The sequence below is a fragment of the Enterococcus sp. AZ156 genome, from assembly GCF_051714165.1.
In the GTDB taxonomy this organism is placed as follows: domain Bacteria; phylum Bacillota; class Bacilli; order Lactobacillales; family Enterococcaceae; genus Enterococcus_B; species Enterococcus_B pernyi.
The window spans coordinates 1,137,204-1,163,396 of the sequence record NZ_JBIORI010000001.1 but is presented as its reverse complement, the minus strand read 5'-3'; the positions used below and the strand labels follow the sequence as shown (position 1 = coordinate 1,163,396).

Annotated in this window: 27 protein-coding genes and 1 riboswitch; of the genes, 2 read left to right on the top strand and 25 right to left on the bottom strand. The window is 38.7% G+C overall.

The features are described from left to right. Window positions 1–4: 4 nt before the first annotated feature. From IGJ95_RS05585 to IGJ95_RS05570, 4 genes are all read right to left on the bottom strand, one after another. A complete protein-coding gene (locus tag IGJ95_RS05585) occupies window positions 5–280 on the bottom strand; it encodes a hypothetical protein (protein WP_010735760.1) in 276 nt (91 codons plus the stop codon). Window positions 281–508: 228 nt separating this feature from the next. Next, a complete protein-coding gene (locus tag IGJ95_RS05580; protein ID WP_010735761.1) occupies window positions 509–964 on the bottom strand; it encodes a hypothetical protein in 456 nt (151 codons plus the stop codon). Window positions 965–1,229: 265 nt separating this feature from the next. After that, a complete protein-coding gene (locus tag IGJ95_RS05575; RefSeq protein WP_137072182.1) occupies window positions 1,230–2,435 on the bottom strand; it encodes a CCA tRNA nucleotidyltransferase in 1,206 nt (401 codons plus the stop codon). Between the two features lie 19 nt (window positions 2,436–2,454). After that, complete coding sequence (locus tag IGJ95_RS05570; RefSeq protein ID WP_010735763.1) at window positions 2,455–2,793, bottom strand: nucleotide pyrophosphohydrolase; 339 nt, start codon at window positions 2,791–2,793, stop codon at window positions 2,455–2,457. A 247-nt stretch (window positions 2,794–3,040) separates the two neighbouring features. Between IGJ95_RS05570 and IGJ95_RS05565 the strand changes: the two genes are divergently transcribed. Further along, complete coding sequence (locus IGJ95_RS05565; protein WP_153830375.1) at window positions 3,041–3,922, top strand: YitT family protein; 882 nt, start codon at window positions 3,041–3,043, stop codon at window positions 3,920–3,922. A gap of 724 nt (window positions 3,923–4,646) precedes the next feature. Here the strand turns inward: IGJ95_RS05565 and IGJ95_RS05560 are convergent. From IGJ95_RS05560 to IGJ95_RS05515, 10 genes are all read right to left on the bottom strand, one after another. Further along, window positions 4,647–5,207, bottom strand: coding sequence for a YpiB family protein (locus tag IGJ95_RS05560; RefSeq protein ID WP_023519477.1), 561 nt, complete (start codon window positions 5,205–5,207; stop codon window positions 4,647–4,649). Window positions 5,208–5,212: 5 nt separating this feature from the next. Beyond that, a complete protein-coding gene (locus IGJ95_RS05555; RefSeq protein ID WP_096081468.1) occupies window positions 5,213–6,472 on the bottom strand; it encodes a tetratricopeptide repeat protein in 1,260 nt (419 codons plus the stop codon). Further along, window positions 6,473–7,501 carry a hypothetical protein gene (locus IGJ95_RS05550; RefSeq protein ID WP_438761535.1) on the bottom strand — a complete coding sequence of 343 codons (1,029 nt, stop codon included), beginning with the start codon at window positions 7,499–7,501 and terminating at the stop codon, window positions 6,473–6,475. 243 nt (window positions 7,502–7,744) lie between these two features. Further along, complete coding sequence (locus IGJ95_RS05545; RefSeq protein ID WP_002290178.1) at window positions 7,745–8,020, bottom strand: HU family DNA-binding protein; 276 nt, start codon at window positions 8,018–8,020, stop codon at window positions 7,745–7,747. A 246-nt stretch (window positions 8,021–8,266) separates the two neighbouring features. Further along, window positions 8,267–9,577, bottom strand: a complete 1,311-nt coding sequence (gene der / locus IGJ95_RS05540) for a ribosome biogenesis GTPase Der (RefSeq protein ID WP_010735768.1) — start codon at window positions 9,575–9,577, stop codon at window positions 8,267–8,269. A 212-nt stretch (window positions 9,578–9,789) separates the two neighbouring features. Next, window positions 9,790–11,022 (bottom strand): 30S ribosomal protein S1, encoded by a 1,233-nt coding sequence (gene rpsA, locus IGJ95_RS05535; RefSeq protein ID WP_010735769.1) that lies wholly within the window; start codon window positions 11,020–11,022, stop codon window positions 9,790–9,792. 133 nt (window positions 11,023–11,155) lie between these two features. After that, window positions 11,156–11,836: a (d)CMP kinase gene (gene cmk, locus IGJ95_RS05530; protein ID WP_010735770.1), complete on the bottom strand. Its 681-nt coding sequence runs from the start codon at window positions 11,834–11,836 to the stop codon at window positions 11,156–11,158. 126 nt (window positions 11,837–11,962) lie between these two features. After that, on the bottom strand, window positions 11,963–12,598 hold the full coding sequence (locus tag IGJ95_RS05525) for an SAG1386/EF1546 family surface-associated protein (RefSeq protein WP_010735771.1): 636 nt from the start codon (window positions 12,596–12,598) through the stop codon (window positions 11,963–11,965). An 84-nt stretch (window positions 12,599–12,682) separates the two neighbouring features. Then, window positions 12,683–14,074: a RecQ family ATP-dependent DNA helicase gene (locus tag IGJ95_RS05520; RefSeq protein WP_023519474.1), complete on the bottom strand. Its 1,392-nt coding sequence runs from the start codon at window positions 14,072–14,074 to the stop codon at window positions 12,683–12,685. Beyond that, window positions 14,061–15,080 (bottom strand): helix-turn-helix domain-containing protein, encoded by a 1,020-nt coding sequence (locus tag IGJ95_RS05515; RefSeq protein ID WP_010735773.1) that lies wholly within the window; start codon window positions 15,078–15,080, stop codon window positions 14,061–14,063. Before IGJ95_RS05515 ends, IGJ95_RS05520 begins: the two co-directional genes overlap by 14 nt. 29 nt (window positions 15,081–15,109) lie before the next feature. Here IGJ95_RS05515 and IGJ95_RS05510 point away from each other — a divergent pair, with 29 nt between their 5' ends. Further along, window positions 15,110–15,331 (top strand): ferredoxin, encoded by a 222-nt coding sequence (locus IGJ95_RS05510; RefSeq protein ID WP_010735774.1) that lies wholly within the window; start codon window positions 15,110–15,112, stop codon window positions 15,329–15,331. A 257-nt stretch (window positions 15,332–15,588) separates the two neighbouring features. Here the strand turns inward: IGJ95_RS05510 and IGJ95_RS05505 are convergent, their stop codons facing one another. From IGJ95_RS05505 to IGJ95_RS05455, 11 genes are all read right to left on the bottom strand, one after another. Further along, window positions 15,589–16,320 carry an alpha/beta hydrolase gene (locus tag IGJ95_RS05505; protein ID WP_438761533.1) on the bottom strand — a complete coding sequence of 244 codons (732 nt, stop codon included), beginning with the start codon at window positions 16,318–16,320 and terminating at the stop codon, window positions 15,589–15,591. A 213-nt stretch (window positions 16,321–16,533) separates the two neighbouring features. Beyond that, on the bottom strand, window positions 16,534–17,874 hold the full coding sequence (locus IGJ95_RS05500) for a M20 family metallopeptidase (RefSeq protein WP_153830373.1): 1,341 nt from the start codon (window positions 17,872–17,874) through the stop codon (window positions 16,534–16,536). A gap of 376 nt (window positions 17,875–18,250) precedes the next feature. Next, window positions 18,251–19,774 (bottom strand): YfcC family protein, encoded by a 1,524-nt coding sequence (locus IGJ95_RS05495; RefSeq protein ID WP_010735777.1) that lies wholly within the window; start codon window positions 19,772–19,774, stop codon window positions 18,251–18,253. 558 nt (window positions 19,775–20,332) lie between these two features. Then, window positions 20,333–20,944 (bottom strand): ECF transporter S component, encoded by a 612-nt coding sequence (locus IGJ95_RS05490; protein WP_019723230.1) that lies wholly within the window; start codon window positions 20,942–20,944, stop codon window positions 20,333–20,335. A 127-nt stretch (window positions 20,945–21,071) separates the two neighbouring features. Continuing rightward, a riboswitch (FMN riboswitch) is annotated at window positions 21,072–21,194 on the bottom strand. 84 nt (window positions 21,195–21,278) lie between these two features. Further along, window positions 21,279–21,995, bottom strand: a complete 717-nt coding sequence (locus IGJ95_RS05485; protein WP_010735779.1) for a pseudouridine synthase — start codon at window positions 21,993–21,995, stop codon at window positions 21,279–21,281. Next, window positions 21,995–22,570, bottom strand: a complete 576-nt coding sequence (gene scpB / locus IGJ95_RS05480) for an SMC-Scp complex subunit ScpB (protein ID WP_010735780.1) — start codon at window positions 22,568–22,570, stop codon at window positions 21,995–21,997. Before scpB ends, IGJ95_RS05485 begins: the two co-directional genes overlap by 1 nt. Further along, on the bottom strand, window positions 22,554–23,324 hold the full coding sequence (locus tag IGJ95_RS05475; protein WP_029594036.1) for a segregation/condensation protein A: 771 nt from the start codon (window positions 23,322–23,324) through the stop codon (window positions 22,554–22,556). The genes scpB and IGJ95_RS05475 overlap by 17 nt, the downstream gene beginning before the upstream one ends. After that, window positions 23,321–23,689: a GNAT family N-acetyltransferase gene (locus tag IGJ95_RS05470; protein WP_019723231.1), complete on the bottom strand. Its 369-nt coding sequence runs from the start codon at window positions 23,687–23,689 to the stop codon at window positions 23,321–23,323. Before IGJ95_RS05470 ends, IGJ95_RS05475 begins: the two co-directional genes overlap by 4 nt. 19 nt (window positions 23,690–23,708) lie before the next feature. Continuing rightward, window positions 23,709–24,596, bottom strand: a complete 888-nt coding sequence (gene xerD / locus IGJ95_RS05465; RefSeq protein ID WP_023519470.1) for a site-specific tyrosine recombinase XerD — start codon at window positions 24,594–24,596, stop codon at window positions 23,709–23,711. Window positions 24,597–24,692: 96 nt separating this feature from the next. Then, a complete protein-coding gene (gene fur / locus IGJ95_RS05460; protein WP_023519469.1) occupies window positions 24,693–25,166 on the bottom strand; it encodes a ferric iron uptake transcriptional regulator in 474 nt (157 codons plus the stop codon). Between the two features lie 104 nt (window positions 25,167–25,270). Beyond that, complete coding sequence (locus IGJ95_RS05455) at window positions 25,271–26,134, bottom strand: CvfB family protein (protein WP_010735785.1); 864 nt, start codon at window positions 26,132–26,134, stop codon at window positions 25,271–25,273. Window positions 26,135–26,193: the final 59 nt, after the last annotated feature.

Here is a 26,193-nt window from a genome sequence, read left to right as displayed (position 1 = left end):
CCCTTTATTTTTTATTTTGTGCAAGAACTTTCAAATATTGCTCTTTTTTCTTTAAAATTTTGTTTTCAACAATTTCCGCTTGGGTCACCCGACCATCTAACTCACATTGCACACGTTTTGATTCTAAACGGAGCAATTCGTGTTTCAAGCGTCCTAATTGACGATACATCAAGATATTCCTTTTACGCAACTTACATAAGATCTGGCGACGATCTTCCATTGAAAAAGTACCATAGTGATCAACCAGTCGTTTCTTTTGTTCTTCAAAACTCTCTCTCATTTTCAAGATCTCCTATATTCAAACTGCACCAATTATAGCAAAAAGTTTTTAGAATGCAACTAAAACCTTTTTACTTTTAGGATGAAGTATTCGTTTCAATTCCAGAAACTCATTCTAGTCCAATCACTATAAAATATCAACTGTAATCGTAAAATAAAGACAAAAGAAAAACACATGCAAAACCTATTCAAAAGTTTTGCATGTGCTATTTTTAAACGTCATTCGCTCTTATTCGAAATATTCGCCATAAACATCGTCAACACGTTGTTCTGGGTTGATCACAATGTATAAGTTACCAGTTTTTTCACTGATTTTTGTTGATTGATATTGATTATCTAATCCCTCTGTTCCTTTGTCCAAGTAAGGGAAGTATACTAGATCAGGTGTACCATTGCGATACAAGATTTCCATACGTTCAATATCTTCATATTTCAAAGCACGATTGAACATACCCATTTCCAAACCACCTAGATTGATATCATGAGTAGCTACTGAATCTCCCTCATGGAAGATTTCGATTTTAAAACCGGCACATGGATGGATCTCAATAAATTCACTCCCATTGATACGACCAAAACTTGTCGTGATTTGTTTGATCCAAAGGTCGCCGATGTGACGACGATTGATCGTCCATGTTTCGCCGTTACGGAAATAAAATTTTAGCGCTGTCATTTCTTTGCTCATTAAAAAAATCTCCTTTTTTGACGCATTATATTCTGTTTCATTACTAGTTTAGCATAAAACAACAAAAGCGGTCATCTCTCATGTTTGCTTTTCTGTCAGCTTTTTTGATAACAATCCTCCTCTAAAAGAGAAAAGGGACATGAGAAACATCCTACAAAAAAGCTAAACGCTTCTATAGATAACTCTCATGCCCTTACTTTAGCCATGTCAGTATATGATTAGCCCGCCAAACAGACGTAATTAGTGATTGTCACGATTTCGTTGACTAACCTTGTTGCTCTTTCAGATAGGTTAATAATGCAGCTTGTTCATTCTGTACCAGTCCGTTCACTACCGCTGACTCCGCAAGTGCTAACGCTTCACTGACCCATTTACCTGGTTTTTTTTCACTCGTAGCTAATAACACCTTGCCATCAATCGCCAACTCACCCATTGTCTTGATAGGAAGTGCATGATAGATGTCTAGCACAGTTGTTGTGTCAGGGGTTTGTTGGAAGTAAATCATCAATTCTTCCACATCCAACGATGCGTCTTTTCCAAGATGATAAATCTCCAATGGTGTTAATCGTCGTTCTTGTCGCTTCGCCAATCCTTTGACCAAACGTTGGACTTCTCGAATCATTTGGTTGGAACATTTCCATGCTTTTAAGAAAGGTGCCACCTCTTGCTCAGATCGACCGAGTTGATTGAGTAATAATGCCCAAGCTTGACTTTCTTTTTTTAATGGAATAGATGGTAAATCGGCAAATCTTAATAACGCCTCACCATCTTCTTTTAATTGTGGACAATAGATGTAACATTTTGTTTCGACAAATGCGGCCAAGCCATGATTACGAAAATCCCCTAAAAGCATTTTGATAAATTCAACATTCATTCGCTCAACAGAGATTTTGTCCAATAACGCATGGTTGTCTTCGATCGCCTTGGCCGTTTCTTCTTCCAATTTGAACCCTAACTGACTCACAAAACGAAGCCCACGCATCATTCGTAAAGCATCTTCATGAAATCGCTCGAAAGGTCGTCCAACTGCTCGTAAGACGTGATTTTCTAAATCAGTTAACCCGTCGAATAAATCAATGATCTCACCATCTTCTTTCAAAGCAAAAGCATTGATCGTAAAGTCTCTGCGCTTTAGATCCTCTTCTAGTGTACGAACAAATGAAACACTATCAGGACGCCGATAATCTTGATAAGTCGATTCCGTACGAAATGTCGTGATCTCATATTGCTCCTCTTCATGGAAGACGAGAACCGTTCCATGTTCGATCCCGATATCGATCGTTTTTGGAAACAACTGCTTGATTTCTTCTGGAAACGCACTAGTAGCAATATCTACATCATGAATTTTTTGTCCGAGTAACGTGTCCCGCACACTACCACCAACAAAGTACGCCTCAAATCCAGCTGCCTCAATTTTTCTTATTACTGGAATTGCTTTTTTATATTCGATCGGTAATTCATTTAGTCTCATTTTTACTCCTTCTATCCTCTCACTGTTCCTCATCTTTTCGGGCAAAACGATGATGGTCCCTTCGATTGAACTTCTCCATATTTTTTTCAAATACCGTCGTCAAATCAATTCCTAACGAGTTTGCCATGATCATTGTTACAAATAGAACATCGCCTAATTCTTCTGCCACTGAATTACTAGGTTCTGTTGCTTTTTTACTTTTTTCGCCATATGAATGATTGACCTCTCGTGCCAATTCACCTACTTCTTCGGTCAGACGTGCCATTTGCGCCAATGGCGAAAAATACCCAACTTTAAATTGTTGGATGTACGCATCGACCTCTTCTTGCATACTTTTTAGTGAACGCTCTTCTTTCATTAAGAACCCTCCAATCATCTCTTCCTAAAAAACTTTACAGCAAAACCGCAAGAAGTGCAATTGTGAAAACAAAGAATACATGCTACATTATGTTAGGTATACTTAATAAATTCTTAGCAACAAGCCAACTTGGTCTATTCTATAACTATAAAAATGAAGAACCAGTGTCCTAATCCCTAGGTCTATATCTAGGATATACCGCTTGTTGCACAATGAATCATATCATATAGTAGAAAGTGGGGATTCGATGACATCATTGAAAACAATGAAAGAAGTTTTTTTTATTATTTTAGGAACAAGTATTTATGCTTTTGGACTAGTCTATTTGAATATCGCAAACCAGCTAGCCGAGGGTGGAGTTTCAGGTATTACCTTGATTTTGCGTGCTCTTTTTCATATCGACCCAGCTTATTCTACTTTATTGATTAATATTCCATTGATCCTACTAGGCGGAAAAATCTTAGGAAAACGCGCGCTCGCGTATACTGTCTTAGGCACTGTCTCGCTTTCTGCCTTCTTATGGATTTGGCAAAGGATTCCCTTACAAATCAACTTAGAGCATGATTTACTGATCGTCTCTTTACTTGCAGGACTGATTGCCGGAGTCGGCAGCGGGATCGTTTATCGTATGGGAGGTACTACAGGAGGAAGTGACATCATCGCTCGGATACTTGAAAAAAATCATGGAATCTCTATGGGACGTTCCCTTTTAGCTTTTGATGTCATCGTTTTACTTGCTTCATTAACTTATATCGATTTGAAGCGGATGATGTACACGTTAATCGCTTCCTATGTATTTAGTCGTGTCATCGATTTTATCCTTGATGGTGGTTACTCTGCCAAAGGGATTCTGGTAGTCTCAAATAAAAGTGAGGAAATTGCACCTTTATTGATGACCGGCTTACAACGTGGTGTCACATTCTTGCATGGAGAAGGTGGCTTTTCTGGTGTCGATAAAAAAATGATCTATATGGTGGTAAGTGCCAGGGAATTAAACGAAGTAAAACGGATCATTCATGAAATTGACGAACATGCCTTTCTTTCAATTCTAAATGTCCATGAAGTAGAAGGAGAAGGCTTTACCTATCTTAAACCACAAACGAGGCGATTTAAAAAAATAACAGAATGATTTTGAATCAATCAACCTGATACTGAAGCTTTCTACGTATATAGAATAACGTAGTTCTGCGTACTTCATGATCAAGGAGTTGCACATGTCTACTTAGAGATATTCTCAGTTCATTCAGAAGTACCTGGGCGATTAGGCCTTTTGTACTTCCTAAAACCGAATATATGGTGCTCCACAAGCTTACCTTCATAAATAAGCGTGAAAAACGAAAATGGCTCTTCAAATTTTTGGGATTCACGCTTATTTCCCATAGCTGGATACTTATGTCACATCTTTTTTTGATCAGTAGCTTTATCGTTTCATATTTTTTTGCACAGAATGAAAGATAGATGCACTATTTAAAATATAACTGATAATATTTAAGAGAGCCTATATTACTATCTGAAAATATCACTGGAATCAAATATGTATACATTTCTAACAGATCAACGCACCTTCCAAAAATCTAGAATATGTAAAGATCTCTGGACATTTCGTTCATACGGATCAACCAAAGGAATTTAGGGAAGCGACCAGAGATATTCTGGAACAAATTTGATTATAATAAGCTTTTTAAGAAATTTTGTTATTGAAATCCATTTTTTGTTGACCAAAAAACTTAATAAAAACTAGGCTTCCTTTACGAATATTACTCGGAAGGAAGCCTAGACTTTATTATATATATTTTCACTATAGTTACTTACTTATCATAATGTTACTTTTCCCTGGTCAGCTTTCCCCACACTCAGCTCTTACTCTTCTGTGGCGCTTGAAGAATCATGCGGTTCACTTCATCAGATAGTTCAAGAAACGCATCTTTATCGCCTTCTTCTAATGCCTGATCGATCTGTTGGTAAAGCATGTTTAGTTTAGCTGCTTGCTCTTTTTCTTGGAAATAATGCTCGATTAATTCTGTTGATTCTTCGCTGATTGCATCTTCCCATGAGGCTAACGGATTATCTTCGATGATTTCTAAATATTCTTTCGTTTGCCACGCATTTTCAAAAAGGCATTCGACATAGAGTGGATTTTTCCAATTCAGACGGATTTCGTGGAAGATCTGATCAGTGTCAGTAAATTCCTTTCCATCTAAAAATAGCTTCATCGGCTCACCTTCATAGGAAAGATCGGTGATCTGTAAACCACGTCTTGTTAAGTTTGCACCTTCAACAAAACGCACATTGTGTAAGATTGCTTCATGATTTGCCAGATAGTTCAAAATCCAAAATACTTCTCTACGACTGAAAGAGACATGGTTAACCATCCAAGTTAAGAAATTCTTCTTTTCTTTAACATCAATCAACATATTCATCACCTCTCTGTTAAATCATCTAATAGCGACAATACCTCCATATCCCCTGGTTCATAAGTTAAATATTGTTCCAATAATTCTCGTGTTTTTGCTAATTGGCCCTCTTCACGTAAGAATAAAGCATATTCTTTCAAGAAATCTGGCTCATGATCTAATTCGTGGGCTGCTTGTTCATAGTGGACTGCTGCTACCGCAAAATCTTCTAATTGATTATAGGCATGAGCGAGGTTCCATTCTGCATATGGATTAGCAACTTCTTCCATTTGGTTGACTGTTTGAACAACGTCTTCATAACGTTCTTGATCCAAGTAAAGATTACTCAACGTCAACAACGTTTCATCTTGTTTGTCGCCGACGTTCAAGGCATCAAGTAGTAACTTCTCTGCTTTTTCTTTGTCATGTAGACGAAAGGCATTTTCCGAAGCTAGGTGATAAAGTTCTACTTGGAATGGATTCTCTTTGATACCATCTTCTAAGACTTGTTGTGCTTCTTCGATCATCTCTTCTTCTTGAAGGGCCTGACCTAGATAAAGGTATAAGGATTGATACTGTGGATTCAATTCCCGTAACTCTTGCAAATAATTGATAGCTTTTTCGTTCTCATGTAATTGTAGATTCGTGAACGCTAATTGGAACAAACGATCATCTGTCCGCTCTTCGGCTAAAGCTGCTTCCAGTGGTGGGATTGCTGCTTCAAAATCCCCTTGCATACTCAACGATTGTCCTAAGCGTTCTTGCATGGAAATACTAGAAATTTCTTCTATACCATTTGCTAACAACATTTCGTAAAGTGCGGAAGCTTCATTGAAACGGTCAACTGAATAATACAATTCAGCCAATGCAAATTGAATCAATGGTTCTTCTGGTAATAGCTTCGCTGCTTCTTTCAATTTTGCTTCACTTACTTCAGGAATACCGATTACTTGGTACAAGTCAGCGATTGCTAATAGTGCTTGTGGATAGTACTCACTATCTTGCTGGATTTTTTCTAAATAGTCAAATGCCTGATCGATCTCATTGTCTTCGATAGCGATCTCTGCCAACGGAATATTCCATTCATCATTTTCAGGCGATACAGTTAGCAGATGTTCAAAAATTGCTTTTGCTTCTTCTAAAAAACCGATGGCTAATAATTCTTCTCCTAACTCATGTAACACATCAGCCGGATCTTCTTGGAGCGCCTTTGCCAAATATTCATTTGCTTCTGTCAAATTTTCGTCTGCTAATGCTTGTAGCATTTTTTCACTATTTGTCATCATCTAAATCCCTCTAATCTCTTGAACGATCCTTTCATAGGACGCCATTGTTTTCAATAGTTCTTGCTCGTTTGGCAATTGATATCCATCTATTATACCAATTTTTTTGCTCTTTTCTGCTAAAACCAGCACATTTTCTAGATAATCCATTTTTGATATCTCTTCAGGCCAAATAATTGGATAACCTAGATGCTGCAGCCAGATAAAAAAATTCTTCAATTGGAAAGAAAGCGACTTGATTTCTGAATTCCAGATAAGTTGCATCAAGATACCTAAAAATTTTTTCATACTGGCGGAAAGCAAATGACTATTTTCAGTCAGATAAAAAGCTTGCTCAAATAGTTTACCATAATTTGCCACTTGTTCAGCGTCTTCTTGATAAAAATAAATGATTTCTTCTAGCATGCCAGCAAAAGGACGATTGAATAATTTTTCGCGATTCGGATAATTTTTGTAAAGATTTTGAAGAAACGGATGATCACAGACTAACCCACAACAGATAAAAATCAACAAATCGATTTGTTTCCCTTCGATTTGTTTTTCACTGATCGTCCGATCATAAATGATCCGTTCTGGAAGGTTCGTCGTTTGAAGAGCCGATTCGTTCGACCCATGTAAAATCTCGCATTGAGGATTAAGTGCCCGTGCCATGGAGCGGATCGAGACGGGGATCAACCAAAGTGTAGTCTGAAGATACGTATGTTTTTGAAAGAAGCCCGCCAACTCCATAATTCCCTCATTGCCAAAACCTATTACTAAAAGCGGTCGATTTTCAGGATAGCGTCTCGCATAGGACAAGAGGCTATGCAATTCAGATAATTGATTACACTGCGTATTGCCACAAATATACCAATCAATCGCTAACTTGTTCGTGAATGACTGTGTCATTTTCTCAGCGTATAGATCATAATAACGTTGGTTCGTTAAAAAAAGAATCGCTTGATCAATCGATTCATTTTTCAACTGAGTGACAAATGTTTCCCCATAAAAGATTGTTGTTTCTTCTTGTTGGTAGCGATAGGATAACTCCATGTTGCCCTCCCCTTTTCTTTTATTTTACCATTAGTAAGTAAAATAAAAAAAGAATAAGAAAAACGAGTGAATGAACCCATGCCTTTTTTGATCAACTCTATTCTTTTATTTGGTATGTAACGAGTTCCATTTGGTTGCTGAACTATTTGGTTGTTGCCTTTCTACTGCTTTCCGCCTCTTTTATCCATCTATATAAAAAATAAAGCGCCTGTAGCCGTAGCCACAAGCGCTTTTTCAACTGTCTTATTTAACAGCGTCTTTCAATGCTTTACCTGGTTTAAATGCAGGTACTTTGCTAGCTGGGATTTCGATTTCTTCACCAGTTTGTGGGTTACGTCCTTTACGAGCCGCGCGTTCGCGTACTTCAAAGTTACCAAAACCGATTAATTGAACTTTTTCGCCGTTAGCTAAAGCATCTTGGATAGTTGAAAATACAGCGTCAACTGCTGCAGTTGCGTCTTTTTTAGTTAAATCTGTAGCTGAAGCAACTTTTTCGATTAATTCTGCTTTATTTGCCATGGATAGATTCACCTCCTCCAACAAGAGATATGATAGGAACATCATTTTAGTTTAAAAACTTTCTGAGTGGTCCAGAAGTTTATAAGAAATATTGATGAAGTTTCAATATTCTGTTATCACGATATCATATGAATCGCTTAATAGCAAGGTTTTTGGCATTATTTAACCGCTTTTTTTAGTCATAAAAACGTAATACAAAAATATGCTTATTTTTTTTGAAAAAAACGGACTACTATGGTAAAATGCCTATTTTCTTCGACGTGGAATAATTCGGATCGAAGTTCCTTCAAACGTAAATGCTTTTCTGATTTGATTTTCCAAAAAACGTTCATAAGAGAAATGCATCAATTCTTCTTCATTAACAAAAACAACAAAGGTTGGCGGTTTAACTGCAACTTGTGTGGCATAGAAAATCTTTAATCGTTTACCTTTATCTGTCGGTGTCGGGTTGATCGCTACGGCATCCATGATCACATCATTCAAGACTGCTGAAGAAACACGTAAGTTTTGGTTCATACTCACTTCTTCGATCATTTCAGGCAAACGTTCTAATCGTTGCTTAGTCACAGCTGAAACAAACAGAATCGGCGCATAGTCTAAGTAACGGAATTCTTCACGGATCTCTTGTTCGAAGTCACGCATCGTATTCGTTTCTTTTTTTACTAGATCCCATTTATTGACAACGATGATCACACCACGGCCAGCTTCATGCGCATAGCCAGCTACTCGTTTATCTTGTTCACGGATGCCTTCTTCTGCGTTCAAGACCATTAACACGATGTCTGAACGGTCAATCGCACGCATGGCACGCATCACGCTGTATTTTTCTGTGGTTTCATAAACTTTCCCACGTTTTCTCATTCCAGCTGTATCGATCATCATGAATTTTTGACCGTCTTCTGAGACGAAGTGCGTATCGATAGCATCACGCGTCGTTCCTTCGATGTCCGAAACAATCACTCGGTCTTCACCTAGGATCGCATTGATCAAGGAAGATTTCCCTACATTCGGGCGACCGATCAAACTGAATTTGATGGTATCATCCTCTTCTTCTTCTGCTTCTTCATCAAAGAATTTCACTGCCTCATCTAAGATGTCGCCGATCCCTAATCCATGACTTCCAGATACAGGGTAAGGATCACCTAGACCTAGTGCATAAAATTCATAGATATCGTTTCTCATTTCAGGATTGTCGACTTTATTAACGGCTAAGATCACCGGTTTATTGCTGCGATATAAAATTTTTGCTACGACTTCATCTGCATCAGTGATGCCTTCACGGCCACTGACGACACAGACGATTACGTCTGCTTCATCGATTGCGATTTCTGCTTGGTGCTTGATTTGATCCATAAATGGTTCATCGCCTAAGTCGATCCCACCAGTATCAATAATACTGAAATCACGACCTAACCATTCCCCTTTAGCATAAATACGATCACGAGTAACTCCTGGAGTATCTTCGACAATCGAAATACGCTCACCGGCGATACGGTTAAAAATCGTCGACTTACCGACGTTTGGGCGACCAACGATTGCAATTGTTGGATTTGCCATATTTTTTCCTCCTCACATGTTTCCAATCTCACTTAGTGTACCGAATACTTCGCGAACTTTCAAGCTTAGATCGGTGAACATTCAAGTATTTTTCTGGATCACTGCCTATTACAAAAGAAAATGGTCTGGGGCGTAATCCCCAGACCACTTGTTTTACACATGTACAACTTCCCTTGATGCTGTAAATTCGCGCTTCGGGAACGATCATTCATTTATTTTTCAGAATCATCTGTTGCTGTTTCTTCTACTTCCCCTTTTAAGGCTTCGCCTAAGATGTCACCCATTGTAAATCCTGTATTTTCTTCAGGTAACTCATAAGACTCAACTTCTTTTGGTTCTTTATCAGAAGCAGGTTTTTCTTCTAATGCTTTGATACTTAATGCAATCCGATGCTCTTCTGGATTGACTTCTAAAACTTTCACTTGGACATCATCGCCCTCATGCAACACTTCATGTGGTGTCGCGATGTGTTTATGTGAGATTTGTGAGATGTGGACAAGCCCTTCCACTGTTGGGAATACTTCAACAAAGGCACCAAAGCTAGTTAATCGTTTCACTTTACCTTCAAGTACAGCGCCTACTGGAGCTTTTGTTTCGATATCTGTCCAAGGTCCAGGCAATGTGTCTTTGATCGATAATGAGATACGTCCTTGTTCTGGATTGATTGAAAGAACTTTGACTTTCACTTCATCGCCAACAGCTAAAACATCACCGGGTTTAGCAACATGTCCGTGAGAAATCTCAGAAACGTGTACTAATCCATCGATGCCGCCTAAATCAACAAACGCACCAAAATCTGTGATACGAGCAACGCGTCCTTCGATCACGTCATTTTCTTGGATAGTTGATAGTAATTCTTTTTTCTGTGCTTCTTTTTCTGTTTCAACGACTGCTTTGTGTGAAAGGATCAAGCGATTTTCTGATGGTTCGATTTCAACGATTTTGAATGTCATCGTTTTTCCTTTGTATTCAGAAAAATCAGCGACAAAATGATCTTCTACCATTGATGCCGGAACAAATCCACGAACACCGACATCGACAACTAAACCACCTTTAACTACATTTGTCACTGGTGCTTCGATGATGTTTCCAGCTTGGAAATCTTTTTCGATATCCTCCCAAACTTTTTTCGCATCTAAGCGTCGTTTTGATAAAAGGTAACTTCCGTTTTCTTTGTCTTTACCAATCGTGCTGATCACGACTAGATCTAACGTATCGCCAACCTTTACCACTTCGTTGATATCTTCAACCGGTAAAGTAGATAATTCTTTTGCAGGAACTACGCCTTCAACACCCGTTCCTTCGATTCCAACGATGGCTTGTTTGTCTTCAATAACTAAAACTTCTCCTTTGACGACATCGCCAACGCTCACTTCTTGAACGCTATTCATTGCATCTTCCATAGATTGGTTGTTATCTGTCTGATTTTGTTCAAATTCTGTCATAACACTTGTCCTCCTAACCAACATTCTGCCGTTAACTACGGTACTGCCTATAGTTTAATTGATTATTTAAAAAAAATAAAGCGATTTCGTTTGTTTTCCATTAAAATGGTCGGATTCTTCGCTTTTTTTCTATTTAGTCAAGAAAATATCCTTTTTGTTGAATCACTTCTTTGATCGCTTGGACAACTTCTTGAATCGTTTTACCGGTTGTATCGATCCGTATCGCATCTTCTGCTTGCTTCAGGGGTGAAACTTTTCTAGTAGAGTCATATTCATCACGTGCTTGTATTTCTTTTGTCAATTCTTCTAAGTCTGTTGGAATATTTTTTTCAAGGTTTTCTTTGTGTCGTCTTTGTGCCCGTTCAGATACGCTGGCTACCAAGAAAATCTTCACTTCGGCTTTTGGTAAAACAGCGGTACCGATATCTCGACCATCCATGACGACACCACCATCTTCACCGATTTTTTTCTGGATCGCAACAAGAGCTTCGCGTACTTTTGAATGCGCAGCTACTTCAGAGACCGCTCGTGTAACGTCTGGTTGTCGAATATCTGAAGTAACGTCTTGCCCAGCTACAAAGACATGTTGTCCATCCGCCATTTGCTCAAATGAAATCGGGTGTTTGTTGATCAAATCGACTAACTCTGTTTCATCTGAAAAAGCAATGTGATGTTTGATTGCCAAGTAAGTGACTGCACGATACATCGCGCCCGTATCTGTATAAATATAGTTCAATTCATTTGCGATGATTTTAGCTACCGTACTTTTGCCTGAAGAGGCAGGACCGTCAATTGCGATACTAATTCGTGTCATTTTTCATAAACTCCCTTTTCTCAAAAAAAAGGGGCTGTGGCTCAAGCCACTGCTCCTTATTTAATTACATTTTATGAAGATACTCTGAGGAAAAACAACTCTTCAGTATTATCTTTTTAACTCCATTTATTGGACTCTAAGTTCTTGTCCTGGATATAACATGTAGTTGTTTGGATCGATTCCGTTCAATTGGAACAATTGGTCGACTGTAATGCCTGCGCGTTCTGCTACTTGTCTAGGACCTTCACCCGCTTGAACGACTGTGGTTGAGCCTGAAACACCTGTGCCTGCCTCTGGTGTTGAAGTAGGTGTTGTTTCTTGTGGAGCCACACTGCTTGGTGTTGTTTGTTCTGGCTCTGTTACTGTTGAAGATGGTGTTGTTTCTGGTGTCACAGCACTCGTGGGTGTTGTTTCTCCAGCAACTGATTGTGTATCAGAAGTTGGTTCACTAGAAACTGTCGTCGATTCTACAGTTGATTCTACAGTCGAACTTTCTACGATCGATGAAGTCGTAGAGGAAGAAGATGCAGCGGTCGCACTATTACTTGATCCGTTTCTGATCCAGAAGTAAGCTCCTGCCGGAATGGCAATACATAAAACTAATAAAATCAAAAATAGCGATAAGAACAGGGTGTTCCCTTTCTTTTGCTGTCTTTGCGTACTTCTTGAAGATGCTTCATCCTCTGTATCGTAAATTGGTTGCTCCCATGGTTCTTGTGTTTCGTTATTTTCTGATGATTGATGTCTATCTTTTCTACTCACCTTATTGACCTCCTAAATTCTTTCCTAGTTATTATACCATAGGATAATCTTGATTGTACGAAAAAAATACCTCACACCATTTTTTTAAAATAAATTTAGTAAAATGGTTTGCCAGTCTGTTGCTTCTACGGTTGGACTAGTATGTCCAGTTTCAGAAAGAAATAAGGACGCACCATCTCGATCACAACATTTTTCAGGTTTTTCTTTGAGGGTTTCACCGAAATAATCCATCAGACGTTCTCGTCTACATGATGTTGTATGGATATAAGCAAGCATCTGCTGTAGTTGCTTGATTTTCACTTGTTCTTGTTTTTTTAATTGCAGAAGCCATGTATCAGGACTTTGCATTTCATTTACCAGCATCAGCCATTTTTGCTGGATCTCATCGAACTGGGGCGCCTCTGTTTGCCCAGTTGACAGATGTTCTTCGAAAATCTGACGTTGTTCTTTAGATAATTGTTGGAAAAAGTAATGGATCCCTTCGTCCCCTGGTTGATAAAGTAAGATAGCGCTACTTGGTTGTTGATCTCTGCCTGCTCGACCAATTTCTTGCATATAATTTTCCAGGCTATCTGGTAGATCGTAATGGATGACATACCGAATGTCTGCTTTATCGATTCCCATACCAAATGCATTCGTCGCAATCAAAAATTGCAGTTGATTTTGACTGAATTGTTGTTGAAGTTGGCGGCGTTGTGAGGCATCTAGCCCTCCATGATAATACCCCACAGCATAGTCTTTGCGAAGCAGTTGATAAAGACGTTCGACTTCTTTTTTAGTCGCGCAATAAATGATCATTGCTCCGTCTGCTTGTGCCATCAACTGACGTAATTGCTGGTCTTTTTCATCTGTATGAAAGACAAATAATGAGATGTTTTCTCGATTAACTGAATGTTTGACGAGGGCAGGTTGTGTGCGAAAGAGAATGTGTTCGATCTCTTCTTGTACCGGTCGCGTGGCTGTTGCCGTCAAAGCTAAAGTAGTTGGTGATCCTAATTCTTTTGCGACTCTTCCGAGAGATTGATACTCAGGTCGAAAATCAATGCCCCACTGTGACACGCAATGAGCTTCATCGACTACGTACAACGAGATTTTTTGTTGCTTCAGGGCATGAAGCACTTCCGGTTGCTGCAACATCTCGGGACTGACAAAGACAAATTTATATTCGGATAAATGAGCTAACACATACTGTTTCTCACTTCTAGTGAGTAAGCTATTATAGGCAACCACCCTTTTCTCCCCTCGTTTTTGCAATTGCCCTACTTGATCTTCCATCAAAGAGAGTAACGGAGAAACGATCAATACCATCCCATCTTGCAAATAGCCAGTCAACTGATAACATAAACTTTTGCCATTACCAGTTGGCAGGATCGCTAAAACATCTTTCTGATTCAATAAGGTGGAAATGATCTCTTCCTGTCCTTGGCGAAAAGAGGTAAAACCAAAGTACTGTTTCAATGGATCAAGCAAATCCATTTTTATCCCCTCCTTTAAATGCCTCGATTTGTGCCAAACGAAATTCTCCGTAATCGATCGTTTGTCCTTCAAGATCTTTATATCTGAGCGTAAGAAGTGGTCGATCCAACGAAGCTAAAGATCTTCTTGTCTCGGAGTGGATCAGGCGTTCAAAAGGAAAATCATCAAAAAAGATGGCCCACTCAATCAAATGGTCATTGATCGTGCCTTTCTTCAGTCCTCGTTTCACCATCACTTGCTCCACCGAATCCCCAGATAAAATCAATGCTCTCGTCGTCAACATGCTTTGATTATAATTTTGTCTAAGCAACGGTGCAAGCAAATCGTATAATAAGAAATCTGAATGCTGTTCGATAATCGCTAATAAGCGATGGATACACTGATCTTGGAATAATTGCTGAGCTGTGCCATCTTCAAGGGTAGTCAGTTGGTACGCGAGTAAGCCTGTTTGCTTTTTACCAGAAAATTGGTTCGCTAAGAAGTTCGCTTGTTCGTCTGGCATCAGAGTAAAAATAGTAGAAAGTTCCTTTGATACTTGAGCAACCAGCTCCGTTTTGGTACACGTTGCTTCTTTCAACCATCTCTTAACTTGGTAAGCATAAAAAGGACCCGTCTCTACTGGTAAATAAGCTGTTTCATTGGCGGATAAGTGAGAGACGACTTGTACATAGAATTTCAGCAAACGCCAACTAACAGTAGCTGTACGTCCATACTTATCATAGTGTAGTCCAAGGAGGGATTTATTTTTTCTTCGCATTTCCCCTTTTTTCGTCAGTTGCAACTCTCGGTCTTCCCACTTTAATAATCCCTCATCTATCATCTGTTGGATCTGCGTATCAAACGTTGCTTGTTCAAGTGAAGGAAAACAACCATGAACAACTAATAATCGCTGAAAAAAGCCAAAAAGTAGTACCGAGGATGTACGCTTGCCACTTAATAATTGATAGAGTGAGCTTGCTCGTAACTTGTCACTTGAAGAAAATAAAGATAAAATAAACTCAGTCATAGTAATCCCCTTACGTTAGGATGGTGAATATGTCATTATTATGTAAATTAGTTCCTGAACGTTGTATCGCATGTGGTCTATGTCAAATCGAGGCGCCTGATATCTTTGATTATGATGAAGAAGGAATCGTCTTATTTGCACAAGAACCAGAAGCACATCAACAATTCGTTCAGCCTTTAGAAGAAGCCAACGTAACCAAAGCTTATCAAAAATGTCCGGTTCGAGCAATCTTATTGGAAAAAGAAAATTGACCGCTCTCTTACAACTAACTTTTAGCAGGACTGTCCGATGATCTACTTGTTTTTCTATGTTACAAAAATAGATGAGGTAATCGTATTCCCCTCAAGTGATAAGGCGTCATCCACGAAAATGATTCTTAAATTTTTTTGTGGATGACGCCTTATTTTTCTAGGAGCTTCCTTTGAGACGTCTGTATCCGCCGATCAGCTTGTGAAATTTTCAATTATAAACGGATCATTTCTTTTCGCCGGTCCGAAAAGTGACGCTCTTACTTGATTTGATTCAGCCAATTCATCATGGTCGTGACGATTGCTGTTTGTTGGTCTTCATTACTGATTGTTGCTTCACCATCACCTTTTTGATGACCATAACTACCAAATCCGCCATGGTTCCCTCCAGCGATGGAAACAAATTCTGTTTGTTCAGGTAAATAAGCTTTTGCTTCATCAGCTGCTTCTTGGTTCATGACTTCATCTTCACTTCCGGTGATACTGATGACCGGTAAATCAGTTTTTGCCAATGTCCCCTTTTCATCCGGATAACTTGCCATGAAATAAATACCTTTTAATCGTTCATCATCCAGATTTGCATTAGCATAACGACTTGCCATCACCCCACCTAAAGAATGTCCTCCAATCACAAAATCTTGATCTTTGAAATTCTCTCTGATTTTGTCTGCTTTGTTGCCACTCAGGATCGCCAGTTCAAAAGGCATTTTAGCAATGGCTACCGTATAGCCATTTTCTGCTAGTTGCTCTGCCCATATACTATAACTTTCTGGTTCGACGAGCGCACCAGGATAAAAAATCACCATTGGATGTTTCGCCGATTTTTGCGATTCGAATAATAAATAATCCTCTTTATCTATTCCTTGCTTAAATGATTGCTCTGCTTGAGTCGATGGTTCGTACACACTTTGTTGCCAATAAAAATAACCTCCAATAGCACCTAATCCCAGTACGAGCACTAATCCTATCAGGACTCTTTTGAATATTTTCAAAAACATCACCTTCCGTCATCTTTCATTTGATACTCTTATACACTAAATAAAATACGGTAAAATTGCAAATGATTTTATGTAAGATGTTATTATTGGATATCTTTGTAAGGAGGAACAACTGACAATGAAAAACCACCCCTATTTTGAGGAACTTTGTCAAAATAGGGGTGGTTACTTTTATGACTCTTATTCGTTTCTTAACTAACTATTGGTTTACTTCCCACACAAGCGATAAACCGCTTCTGCGTAGATTTCCATCGCTTTGTACATACTGCTTAATTCCCATCGTTCATTGGCTTGGTGCATGAAGTCTGGTGTATCAGGGAACATTGCACCGAAAGCGACACATTGGTTCATCGTACGAGCAAAGGTTGCTCCACCAGAAACAAATGGCTCAGTCATATCCCCTGTGATATCACGGTACGTTGCTAATAAGTTTTGGATCAATTCACTCTCCAAAGGAACGTATAATGAATCCAAGAAATCAAATTCTTCATATGATAAATCGTATGCTTTGATTTTTTCTGTCAGTTTTTCGACAAGTTCATCTTTTTTGAAGGTGACAGGGATACGCATGTCCACCCCGATTTTTGTTTGCTCAGGTGTGATTTCTAAACTAGCGAAGTTCATCGTCAACTCACCAGATTGTTCGTCAACAGTCTTTCCGACTACTTTTTCACCAGTCGCATTTTCTTGGACTAATTCTCCTAAAAACTTGATTGGCGCAAAATCAAAAACTTCAGACAAAGCGATCGCTAAACGAGAAATCGCATTGACACCTTCTGCGGCATCCTTTGCATGGATACTTTTTCCTAGCACTGTGATCGAGTCACCTTGATCTTCAAAATCGAAGTTGTGTTTCGTTAACGCTGCTTTCACTTCTGCCAATTTTTCACCTGAATAAGGTGCTGAATCCGGCACTACGTTTAGTGCCCCACCAGCATTTACAGAGAATTCATTTGTGCCAGGACCGGTCAAGTAAGCTTGTAGCAAACCTTTTTCTGCATAGATCAAAGGAAACTCTGCATCTGGCGCAAAGCCTTGTGTGATTCCTTCTTCTTTTTCATTGTATTTATCTAAACAACGCCAAAGATTTTCTTCGTCCGTTCCGAAGATGAAACGAATGCGCGTATTAAATTCTACCCCTGCATCCATCAATGCTTTCACTGCGTACATTGCAGCAATCGAAGGTCCTTTATCGTCTTGGGAGCCACGGCCAACTAACCAGCCATCTTTGATCGTTGGCTCAAAAGGTTTAGATTCCCAGTTTTTTTCATCGCCTCCAGGGACAACGTCCATATGGCATAAGACACCAAATAACTCGTCTCCTGAGCCTACTTCTGCATAACCATAGTAGCCTTCGGGATCTTTAAATGTTTTGAAACCTAATCCTTCACTGATTTCTAACACTTTATCTAAAGCTTCTACAACTTTTTTCCCAAAAGGATGTCCCTCTCCAGAATCAGATTCATCCAACACAGAAGGAATTCTAATCAACTCACTTAATGATTCTAATGCTTGTTCATGATGTTGTTCTGTTACAAATTGTTTCATCAACTTTGCCTCCTCATTATTTTAAAAAAAAGATGACGGCAGAAAATACTACTTTGATCCACATGTACATCTGCTCGAGTGCAATAGGACACTATTCACGAAATTTTCTGTGAAAAAGCCAACGCCTTCGGAAATAAGCGACAAAACCCAAAATCCAAGTTTCGGGTTTTGTCGCTTATTTCTTGGCGCTGGATTCTTCAGTCACCATTTCATCAACAGAGTAACTCGTTTTTTCAAAGGTCTTGTTTCTACCGACGATCTCTTACATACAAGTGATACATCGTACTTGGTGAATAAAGGATTCATGTCTCTTTATTCAGTCAATAGATATTGTTTCTTCATTTATCATAGAACTTTGGCTGTCATTTGTCTAGAATTAGAACATTGCTGCTACACCTAAGATCACACAGATAGCAACAAATAAGATGGCAATCAACTTCCCAGTGAATTTCCACCAAACGGAAATATCAAAGCGAGCAATGGCGATTGCACCCATTACGATAGCAGAAGTTGGCGTGATCAAGTTCACTAATCCAGATGCTGATTGGTAAGCAGTGATTACTAGATCTTTACCGACACCAGCAAATTCTCCCATTGGTCCCATGATGCCCATTGTAGCAGCTGCTAAGCCAGAAGTTGATGGAATCAAGAATGACATAGGGATATAGAAGATAAATGTAAGGATCAAGAAGACACTTGATGATAATGAGCTTAATCCTTGTTCTCCCCAATGTAAGATCGTATCTGTGATCAAACCGTTGTTCATCACTACTTGGATCCCACGAGCAACAGCAACAACGATTGCTACACCAATCAAGTCTGAAGCACCTGCTAAGAATTCTTTGACAAAATCAGATTCTTTCATACCAAAAGTGATTGCCACAACGATTGACATTACTAAGAATAACATTGTGATTTCAGGGAAATACCAATCACCTAGAGGCAACATGTTTTTACCTAAAACAGTTCCAATTACAGGTAGGCCAGTTAACCAATTTGTCAATGACTCAAAAATAGTGAAGTTTTCATTCAATGTTGTCCATGGAATCAAACTAATGATCATGATACCAAAAGTAAGGAAGAACAATACATTGACATGTTTTTGTTTCTTCGTGATCATTTCTTGACGATTGATTGCTTCGATATCAAAGTGTTTCATGTCTTCTTCGCGCTGATTATATACTAAAGATTTGGTTGGATCTTTTTCGATCTTCGACGCATAGCGATACACATAAATAATAGAGATTGCTAGTAAGACAACGAACATAAAGAAACGTAACCCGATTCCTTCACCCATTGAAATACCAACAGCTTGTGATGCAACTCCTGTCGCAAATGGGTTAACTGTTGATGCCAAACAACCCACTTGAGATCCGACCAACACGATGGCTACTGCTGTGACAGTATCAAAACCGACGGCCATCATAACAGGAATCAATAATGCGTAAAATGGAATCGTTTCTTCCGCCATTCCATAAGTTGAACCACCTAAAGCGAATAAAAGCATCAATACAGGGATCAACATTTTTTCTTTTCCTTTGAAGCGTTTCACAACAGTTGCGATCCCAGCATCTAATGCGCCAGTTTTATTGATGATTCCTAAGAAACCACCAACAATTAAGATAAAGAAGGAAATTGGAATTGCCGCAGGTGTTTCTTTCGTTAACTCACCCGCTGGTACACCCAACATCCCGTTGACTGGAGCCATAAAGATATCCCAAAGTCCTTGTGGATTTTGTTGGACTCTTTCGTAAGACCCTGCAATGATATTACCGGCTTCATCCACACTGTAGTGTCCTGCTGGGATAAACCATGTAAGTACAGCGATAATGGCAATAATAATGAATAAGACCGAGTACGCTGAAGGCATTTGAAATTTCTTCTTCGTTGTTTGTTCCATTTTCTTCTTCCTTTCTTGTTTCAAAAATCTTTGACACATCGGTATTTTATCAAAAAGATGATAAGAACAAAAATAATAACTAGTAGATTCGATAAATTTTATTCAAAACCCTCGTTTATTGTCCCTCCTTTGATTATTTAATTGAAATGCTTTATTCATACTAATTGTAGCGTTTCCGTCGTCTATTATATCAGGTCCATCTAACAAACAAAAGGAGAATAATTTCACATCAAAACGTATAAAATACATTTTTATACAAAAAGGCAAAAAATACTCAGACACGGTTTATAAAACGCTTACACAATGTCGGTTATTGAATTTTTTTTCATAACAAAATATTAAGAAAAACTTTAAAAAAATAAGTGTTAGCTATGCGAATACCTATGATTGGTCATTTGTTCCCCTCCCATATAACCTATCTAGTCTCTATATAAATAACTGAAAATGCTCTTTTTCATAAAAAAAACTTGAAAGTAGGAATTCCTACTTTCAAGTTTACTTGTATTCTTTGTATTATATGCTATCCTAGTCTTTTTTTTTTAAAAGAGTCATTTACTTTTATTTTACAACGCTATGCCGTTTTTCTAACTGGTGTTGTTTTCTGCTCAACCAAGGCAGTAGTTTGGCGTGTAAGACAAGGAATGCCACACTAACGATAAATCCTTTGATCAAGTTAAAAGGTACAATACCGATCAAAATGTAATTTGCCAGTGGCATACCTAACATTTGGGTTGCGTTTAGGCCTAAAAATGTTAAATAAAGAGGTGTGATTACAAAATAGTTCGCAATACTCATGAAAATGGTGAGTGCAAGTGTTCCACTGATCACGCCTAAAATTTGATTTTTTCCTTTTTGGTATTTGTTTCTTTTGAAGATGTAGAAAATCGGTAAAGTAAAGACCGCTGTTGAAAAGAAACTAGCGACGTCGCCAACTAGATTCTCGGGACTAAAACCGGTCATGATCAAATGTAAGATCGAACGTAAAAACGCGGTAACGATCCCCGCTAACGGGCCAAATAAAAACATGCTGATCAAAACTGGGATATCACTAAAATCGATTTTCAAAAAACTAAATGTTGGCATGATTGGAAATGAGAAAAATTGCAAAACCAATCCGATTGCAGCAAATAATGCGACCGCAACCATTTTTTGTACTCGGGTGTTCTTCATGTTGAAATCCTCCTGTTGGGATTCCTCTTCAGCGAACTATTCAACCACGTAAACACAAACAAAAAAACTCTATTTTCGCAGGGGAAAATAGAGTTAGAGTCATTTGTACATACGTATGCCAAATAAGCTCTATCTTCTTTATCCAGACTTTACTGTCGGTATCGGAATTTCACCGATTCAGCTACTCGCAAAAGTAGGTCGTGGACTATAACCACCGGTCGGGAATTTCACCCTGCCCCTGAAGACGAACCATATCTAATTTTTGTTTACCATTTTATTATACTTATTTCATAACAAAAAAGCAAGGTATTTAGCCTTACAAAAAGTAAGGTATTTATTTTGATTGATTCAATAACTGACTGATTTCTTTTTTATTCAGCTCACGATACTCACCAGGACGTAAACCTTGCAAGGTCAATTCGCCATATTTTTCTCGTTTTAATTTTTGCACAGGTAACCCGACGGCTTGTAGCATGTTTTTTACTTGGTGGTTACGGCCTTCATGGATCGTTAATTCTACGATACTATGATTCGTATGAGGATCAACAGATAAAATGGCATACTTTGCAGGTGACGTTTTCTTTCCTTCAATTTTGATTCCTTTTGTCAATGGGTTCAGCGCTGACTTAGTGGCGATTCCTTTGACTTTGGCAACATATACTTTATCAACTTCATGCTTGGGATGCGTCAATCGTTGCGCAAAATCACCATCATTCGTCAATAAAAGTATGCCAGAAGTATCATAATCTAGTCGTCCAACTGGATAGATACGCTCTTTGACCATTGGTAATAGGTCTGTCACTACTTTCCGGCCCTTGTCATCTGCTACAGCAGAAATGACCCCTTTTGGCTTATAAAGTAAATAATAGCCATATTCTTCTTGATAGATCGGCACTTGGTCGACTTCCACTGTATCGTGTTTGCCAACTTTTACGCCAAGTTCTTTGACGACTTGACCATTTACTTTTACTCGACCAGCCAAAATATATTCCTCGGCTTTACGGCGAGAGGTAATTCCTGCGTGAGCAATTACTTTTTGTAATCTTTCCATTATATGTTTTCTCCTTCATGCACGCCATCAAAAAATAAATCAAGGGGTGCGTCTTCTTCCAGTGAACGTTCGATATCTTGAATATCGGGTAACTCATTTAGCGATCTCAGACCAAAATAATCTAAAAAATGACTTGTGGTCCCGTAAAGGATCGGGCGACCTGGTCCATCGACTCGCCCTTTTTCTTCGATCAGTTGGTGTGCAGTCAAGCGTTGAATCGCGCCAGAAACTTGAACACCACGAATCAACTCGACCTCACTTCTAGTGATCGGTTGTTTATATGCAATGATTGCTAGTGTTTCGACTGCCGCTTGTGACAAGGTATTCGATGTCCCTTGCGCGTATCTTTTGACGATCGGCGCTAACTCCTTTTTGGTAGTCAGCACGAGTTGTTTTTCTGTTTCAAAAAGATGTAACGCTGTGTTGTCATTCGCTTCATAACTAGCTGCCAACTCTGCCACTAAAGCAGTCGTTTCTTCTCGTGTATAGGTCAGTAAGGCACTCAATTCTTCGATTGTCGTTCCTTCTTCTCCTACTATAAATAAGATTGCTTCAAGTTCACTTAATTTCGTCATGTTGTGTATCTCCTACTGCTGGATAAAGCATGATTGATTCATAATTTTTTTCTTGCTGAGCCACGATCTGTCCATTTTTCATCAATTCGAGGATCGCCAAAAATGTTGTGACGACTTCGTTTCTAGAAGGCGTTTCAAAAAAAGATTCGAACAAACAGCCATTTTTTTGAGAGACGATGCGCTGTTGGATAAATGTCATTCGTTCTTCGATTGTCGCATCATCAGGTGCGATCGTTTTTTCTTCTTTTTGAGCAAATTTCTTTCGTTCTAAAATTTTCTGCATGGCTTGAAATAAATCGATTTTTTTCACTTGTCCACGCTTCAATGGTTTTTCTTGCCCCAATAACTCATCGATTGCAGAAGGTTCTTTTGTGAAATACAAACTACGTTCTTCTGCCTTTTCAGTAAGCTTCTCTGCTGCATACTTGAATTTGCGGTATTCTAACAGCTGATTGACTAATTCGTCACGCGGATCTTCTTCCCAAAATTCTTCTTCGTCATTGCTTACTTCTTGGATAGGCAATAATGTCTTACTTTTGATTGCCATCAGTGTTGCTGCCATGACAAGGTACTCTCCTGCCACAGCTAACTCAAGCGTCTTCATCGTATGGATATAGTTCATGTATTGTTCCGTGATAGTGGCGATCGGGATATCGTAAATATCGATCGACATATCTTGGATCAGATGAAGGAGTAAATCTAATGGACCTTCAAAGACATCTAATTTGATATTGATTTCTGACACATCATTCACTCTTCCTTATTTTCATTGATCCATCTACTTAAATAAGCTTCTGTGATATCCGTTGGATGGATCAACACATCGGGGTATTTTGCTTGCAATTCATTCAACATTTGAAACCCGATATTCTCCCCCCGGTAGGAAGGATTCAACGAAATATCGTGAATCGTCATCTGATCTTTATCATTCCAATGCACACCAATGATTCCTTGGATATTTGTAGAATCTTCTGGCGTATAGAAAAAAAGTTCATAATCCTCAGCAGATTCATAGGTATCGATCTCTTTTAGTAAACTTGATTCTGCATTTAACTTTTTATGAAAGCTCAATAGTCCCATCGCGATTTTTCGGTTTTCTTTTCGATAATGTGTTAACATTTTCTCACCATCCTATAAACTAAGCCCTTGGGAAATGCTGCTTGTAGACATCTGTCATTCTTTTTTTCGTGATATGTGTATAGATCTGTGTCGTTGAAATATCTGCATGACCTAATAGTTCTTGAACGGTACGTAAATCCGCCCCATTCTCTAGTAAATGTGTCGCAAAACTATGCCTCAATGTATGAGGGGTCACGTCTTTGTAGATCCCTGCTTCTCGAACAAGTTGTTTTAAATTTTTCCATATTCCTTGTCGAGAGAGACTTGAACCATGATGATTCAAAAAAACGTGGTTTTCAGATGGATTTTTGACTAGTAAAGGACGAACCTCATCCAAATAACGTTCTAACCATTGGATCGCATAATCGCCTAAAGGAATGATTCGTTCTTTATCTCCTTTACCTAAGGTTTGAACCAGCCCTAAAGACAAGTGCAAATCGCCTAACTTCAGTCCGACTAACTCACTCACACGCATCCCTGTTGCATACATGACTTCTAAAATAGCGCGATCTCTGATCCCTAAACTTTTCGATGTATCAGGTGTTTCGATCAGCCGTTCTACTTCCTTTAAAGACAATGTACTTGGCAACTTTTGGGCTTTCTTCGGTGTCTCGATGTGTTGCATTGGATCTTGTTCTGTATACCGTTCTTGTCGCAAAAATTGATGGAATTTTCTTAAACTTGTAATCATACGTGTAATCGTTGCAGAAGCCTTATTTTCCGCATGCAACGTTTCTAAATATTGGATGACGACAAATCGATCAATTGTTTGCCAAGAGGTTATCTCGTGTTCTTTTAGATAGTGCAAGTATTGATTCAAGTCTCGTTCATAACTTTTTCGAGTATTGAACGATAATCCACGCTCGATACTTAAATAGCGAAGATATTCATTGATTTCTTCTTCCATCCTTCTCACCTCATGCTTCTTTATCATATCAGATAGCCTTTGGTTTCGGTAGTCTATTTTTCAGTAGACACTTCAAAGAAAAAGCCGTCTATCAATTCAGACGGTCTTTCTTTCTTTTTTCTTATTATAGCATTCTTGGCAGATACCATGAAAGGTCAAACGATGATCTTTGACAAAAAAGTGGTAACGCTGTTCGATCACTTGTTCAACTTCACTTAGCAGATCTTCTTCGACTTCCTCGATCGTTCCACAATCTAAGCACAGGAGATGATGATGAAAATGTTTGGCTCCTTCTTTTCGCAGATCATACCGAGCCACACCATCATTGAAGCTAACTTTGTCGATGACTTTTAGATCCGTTAGAATCTCCAACGTCCGATAAACGGTGGCCAAACCGATCTCTGAGTTTTTCTTTTTGACTAGAAAGAAAACTTCTTCTGCTGACAAGTGTTCTTTTTCGTTCTCTAAGAGGACGAGCAAGGTTGCTTCTCGTTGTGGGGTCAGTTTAAACCCAGATTCATGTAGCTGTTGTTTTGTTTTTTTCATTACTGACATTGTATTCATGCCCATTTTCTCAACCCCAACAATTTATAATGATTATAATTAAGATATCTAATCAACCGTTCTAGATTAAAATTATTATAAGCTAGACGAGAAAAACATGCAAGTCATTCTCAATTAGATTTTTTCGCTAGTTTCGTCACGCCATCCTCTTGTTTGATCAATCCTTGTTTCAATAAATTACCAATTGCTCGCTTAAATGCCCCTTTACTGATCCCAAAGGCACGCATGATCTCATCTGGATCTGATTTGTCAGTGAATGCGATTTGTTGATCTGCTGAACGTTCTAAAATCGTTAAGATCATTTGTGCATCATCAGAAATCGCTTCGTGTGCACGTGGTTTCAAAGAGATATTCAACACACCATCAGGTCTAGCCCCAACTACGCGTCCTTCTAATTTTTCACCTAAACGTGGTTCGCGGTAACGTTCTGAAGGATGGATGAACCCAATATAAAAATCATCCGTCAGCAAATACGTGCCAGTCAGCTTCAAACGATAAGCGATTCCTGAGATGTTTTTATTTTTCAATTCTTCTGAACCATGCTTACTTAGTGATTTGAAGATTCTTTCTTCTGCTAGGCTTCCCCAAATGCGATCTTTCGCGTCAACGCGCAAAGCGATCATCAACTGATCCCCTTTTTTGGGCCACAACTCAGTCATTGTAGGTAACTCATCCAGTGAAACAACAAAATCTTTATCCGGTAAACCAATATCAATAAAGACACCTAGATCTTTTCTTGAAGAAGTGACTGTTCCAAAAGCATAATGACCAATGCGACTCTTCGGGATCACCGTTGTAAAACGATTCTCTTGTTTTTGATTCTGATAACCAAAACCTTCGACTGCTTCGCCGATCGTATGCTCTCCCTCCTCTTTGCTCAAACGGAAAGTTTGTCCATTTTTTTGGACAAAATAATTTTTTTCATTTTCGTCAATCACCATTGCGGTAAAGACATTTGCTAATAATTCGTTCATCTTTTTCTCCTTTTCTAAAAGGCCTTTGTATTCCAACATTTCTTTGCTATCATAACATA

Coding starts and splice junctions, on each gene's coding strand:
- IGJ95_RS05515 (WP_010735773.1), bottom strand. CDS start 15,080: ATGACTGAGTTTATTTTATCTTTATTTTCTTCAAGTGACAAGTTACGA.
- IGJ95_RS05575 (WP_137072182.1), bottom strand. CDS start 2,435: ATGAGACTAAATGAATTACCGATCGAATATAAAAAAGCAATTCCAGTA.
- IGJ95_RS05520 (WP_023519474.1), bottom strand. CDS start 14,074: ATGGATTTGCTTGATCCATTGAAACAGTACTTTGGTTTTACCTCTTTT.
- IGJ95_RS05500 (WP_153830373.1), bottom strand. CDS start 17,874: ATGAAACAATTTGTAACAGAACAACATCATGAACAAGCATTAGAATCA.
- xerD (WP_023519470.1), bottom strand. CDS start 24,596: ATGGAAGAAGAAATCAATGAATATCTTCGCTATTTAAGTATCGAGCGT.
- IGJ95_RS05550 (WP_438761535.1), bottom strand. CDS start 7,501: ATGGAGTTATCCTATCGCTACCAACAAGAAGAAACAACAATCTTTTAT.
- IGJ95_RS05485 (WP_010735779.1), bottom strand. CDS start 21,995: ATGGAAAGATTACAAAAAGTAATTGCTCACGCAGGAATTACCTCTCGC.
- IGJ95_RS05510 (WP_010735774.1), top strand. CDS start 15,110: ATGTCATTATTATGTAAATTAGTTCCTGAACGTTGTATCGCATGTGGT.
- IGJ95_RS05555 (WP_096081468.1), bottom strand. CDS start 6,472: ATGATGACAAATAGTGAAAAAATGCTACAAGCATTAGCAGACGAAAAT.
- fur (WP_023519469.1), bottom strand. CDS start 25,166: ATGGGCATGAATACAATGTCAGTAATGAAAAAAACAAAACAACAGCTA.
- IGJ95_RS05545 (WP_002290178.1), bottom strand. CDS start 8,020: ATGGCAAATAAAGCAGAATTAATCGAAAAAGTTGCTTCAGCTACAGAT.
- IGJ95_RS05580 (WP_010735761.1), bottom strand. CDS start 964: ATGAGCAAAGAAATGACAGCGCTAAAATTTTATTTCCGTAACGGCGAA.
- cmk (WP_010735770.1), bottom strand. CDS start 11,836: ATGACACGAATTAGTATCGCAATTGACGGTCCTGCCTCTTCAGGCAAA.
- IGJ95_RS05495 (WP_010735777.1), bottom strand. CDS start 19,774: ATGGAACAAACAACGAAGAAGAAATTTCAAATGCCTTCAGCGTACTCG.
- IGJ95_RS05585 (WP_010735760.1), bottom strand. CDS start 280: ATGAGAGAGAGTTTTGAAGAACAAAAGAAACGACTGGTTGATCACTAT.
- IGJ95_RS05560 (WP_023519477.1), bottom strand. CDS start 5,207: ATGTTGATTGATGTTAAAGAAAAGAAGAATTTCTTAACTTGGATGGTT.
- scpB (WP_010735780.1), bottom strand. CDS start 22,570: ATGACGAAATTAAGTGAACTTGAAGCAATCTTATTTATAGTAGGAGAA.
- IGJ95_RS05455 (WP_010735785.1), bottom strand. CDS start 26,134: ATGAACGAATTATTAGCAAATGTCTTTACCGCAATGGTGATTGACGAA.
- IGJ95_RS05470 (WP_019723231.1), bottom strand. CDS start 23,689: ATGTTAACACATTATCGAAAAGAAAACCGAAAAATCGCGATGGGACTA.
- der (WP_010735768.1), bottom strand. CDS start 9,577: ATGGCAAATCCAACAATTGCAATCGTTGGTCGCCCAAACGTCGGTAAG.
- IGJ95_RS05570 (WP_010735763.1), bottom strand. CDS start 2,793: ATGAAAGAAGAGCGTTCACTAAAAAGTATGCAAGAAGAGGTCGATGCG.
- IGJ95_RS05565 (WP_153830375.1), top strand. CDS start 3,041: ATGACATCATTGAAAACAATGAAAGAAGTTTTTTTTATTATTTTAGGA.
- IGJ95_RS05490 (WP_019723230.1), bottom strand. CDS start 20,944: ATGAAGAACACCCGAGTACAAAAAATGGTTGCGGTCGCATTATTTGCT.
- rpsA (WP_010735769.1), bottom strand. CDS start 11,022: ATGACAGAATTTGAACAAAATCAGACAGATAACAACCAATCTATGGAA.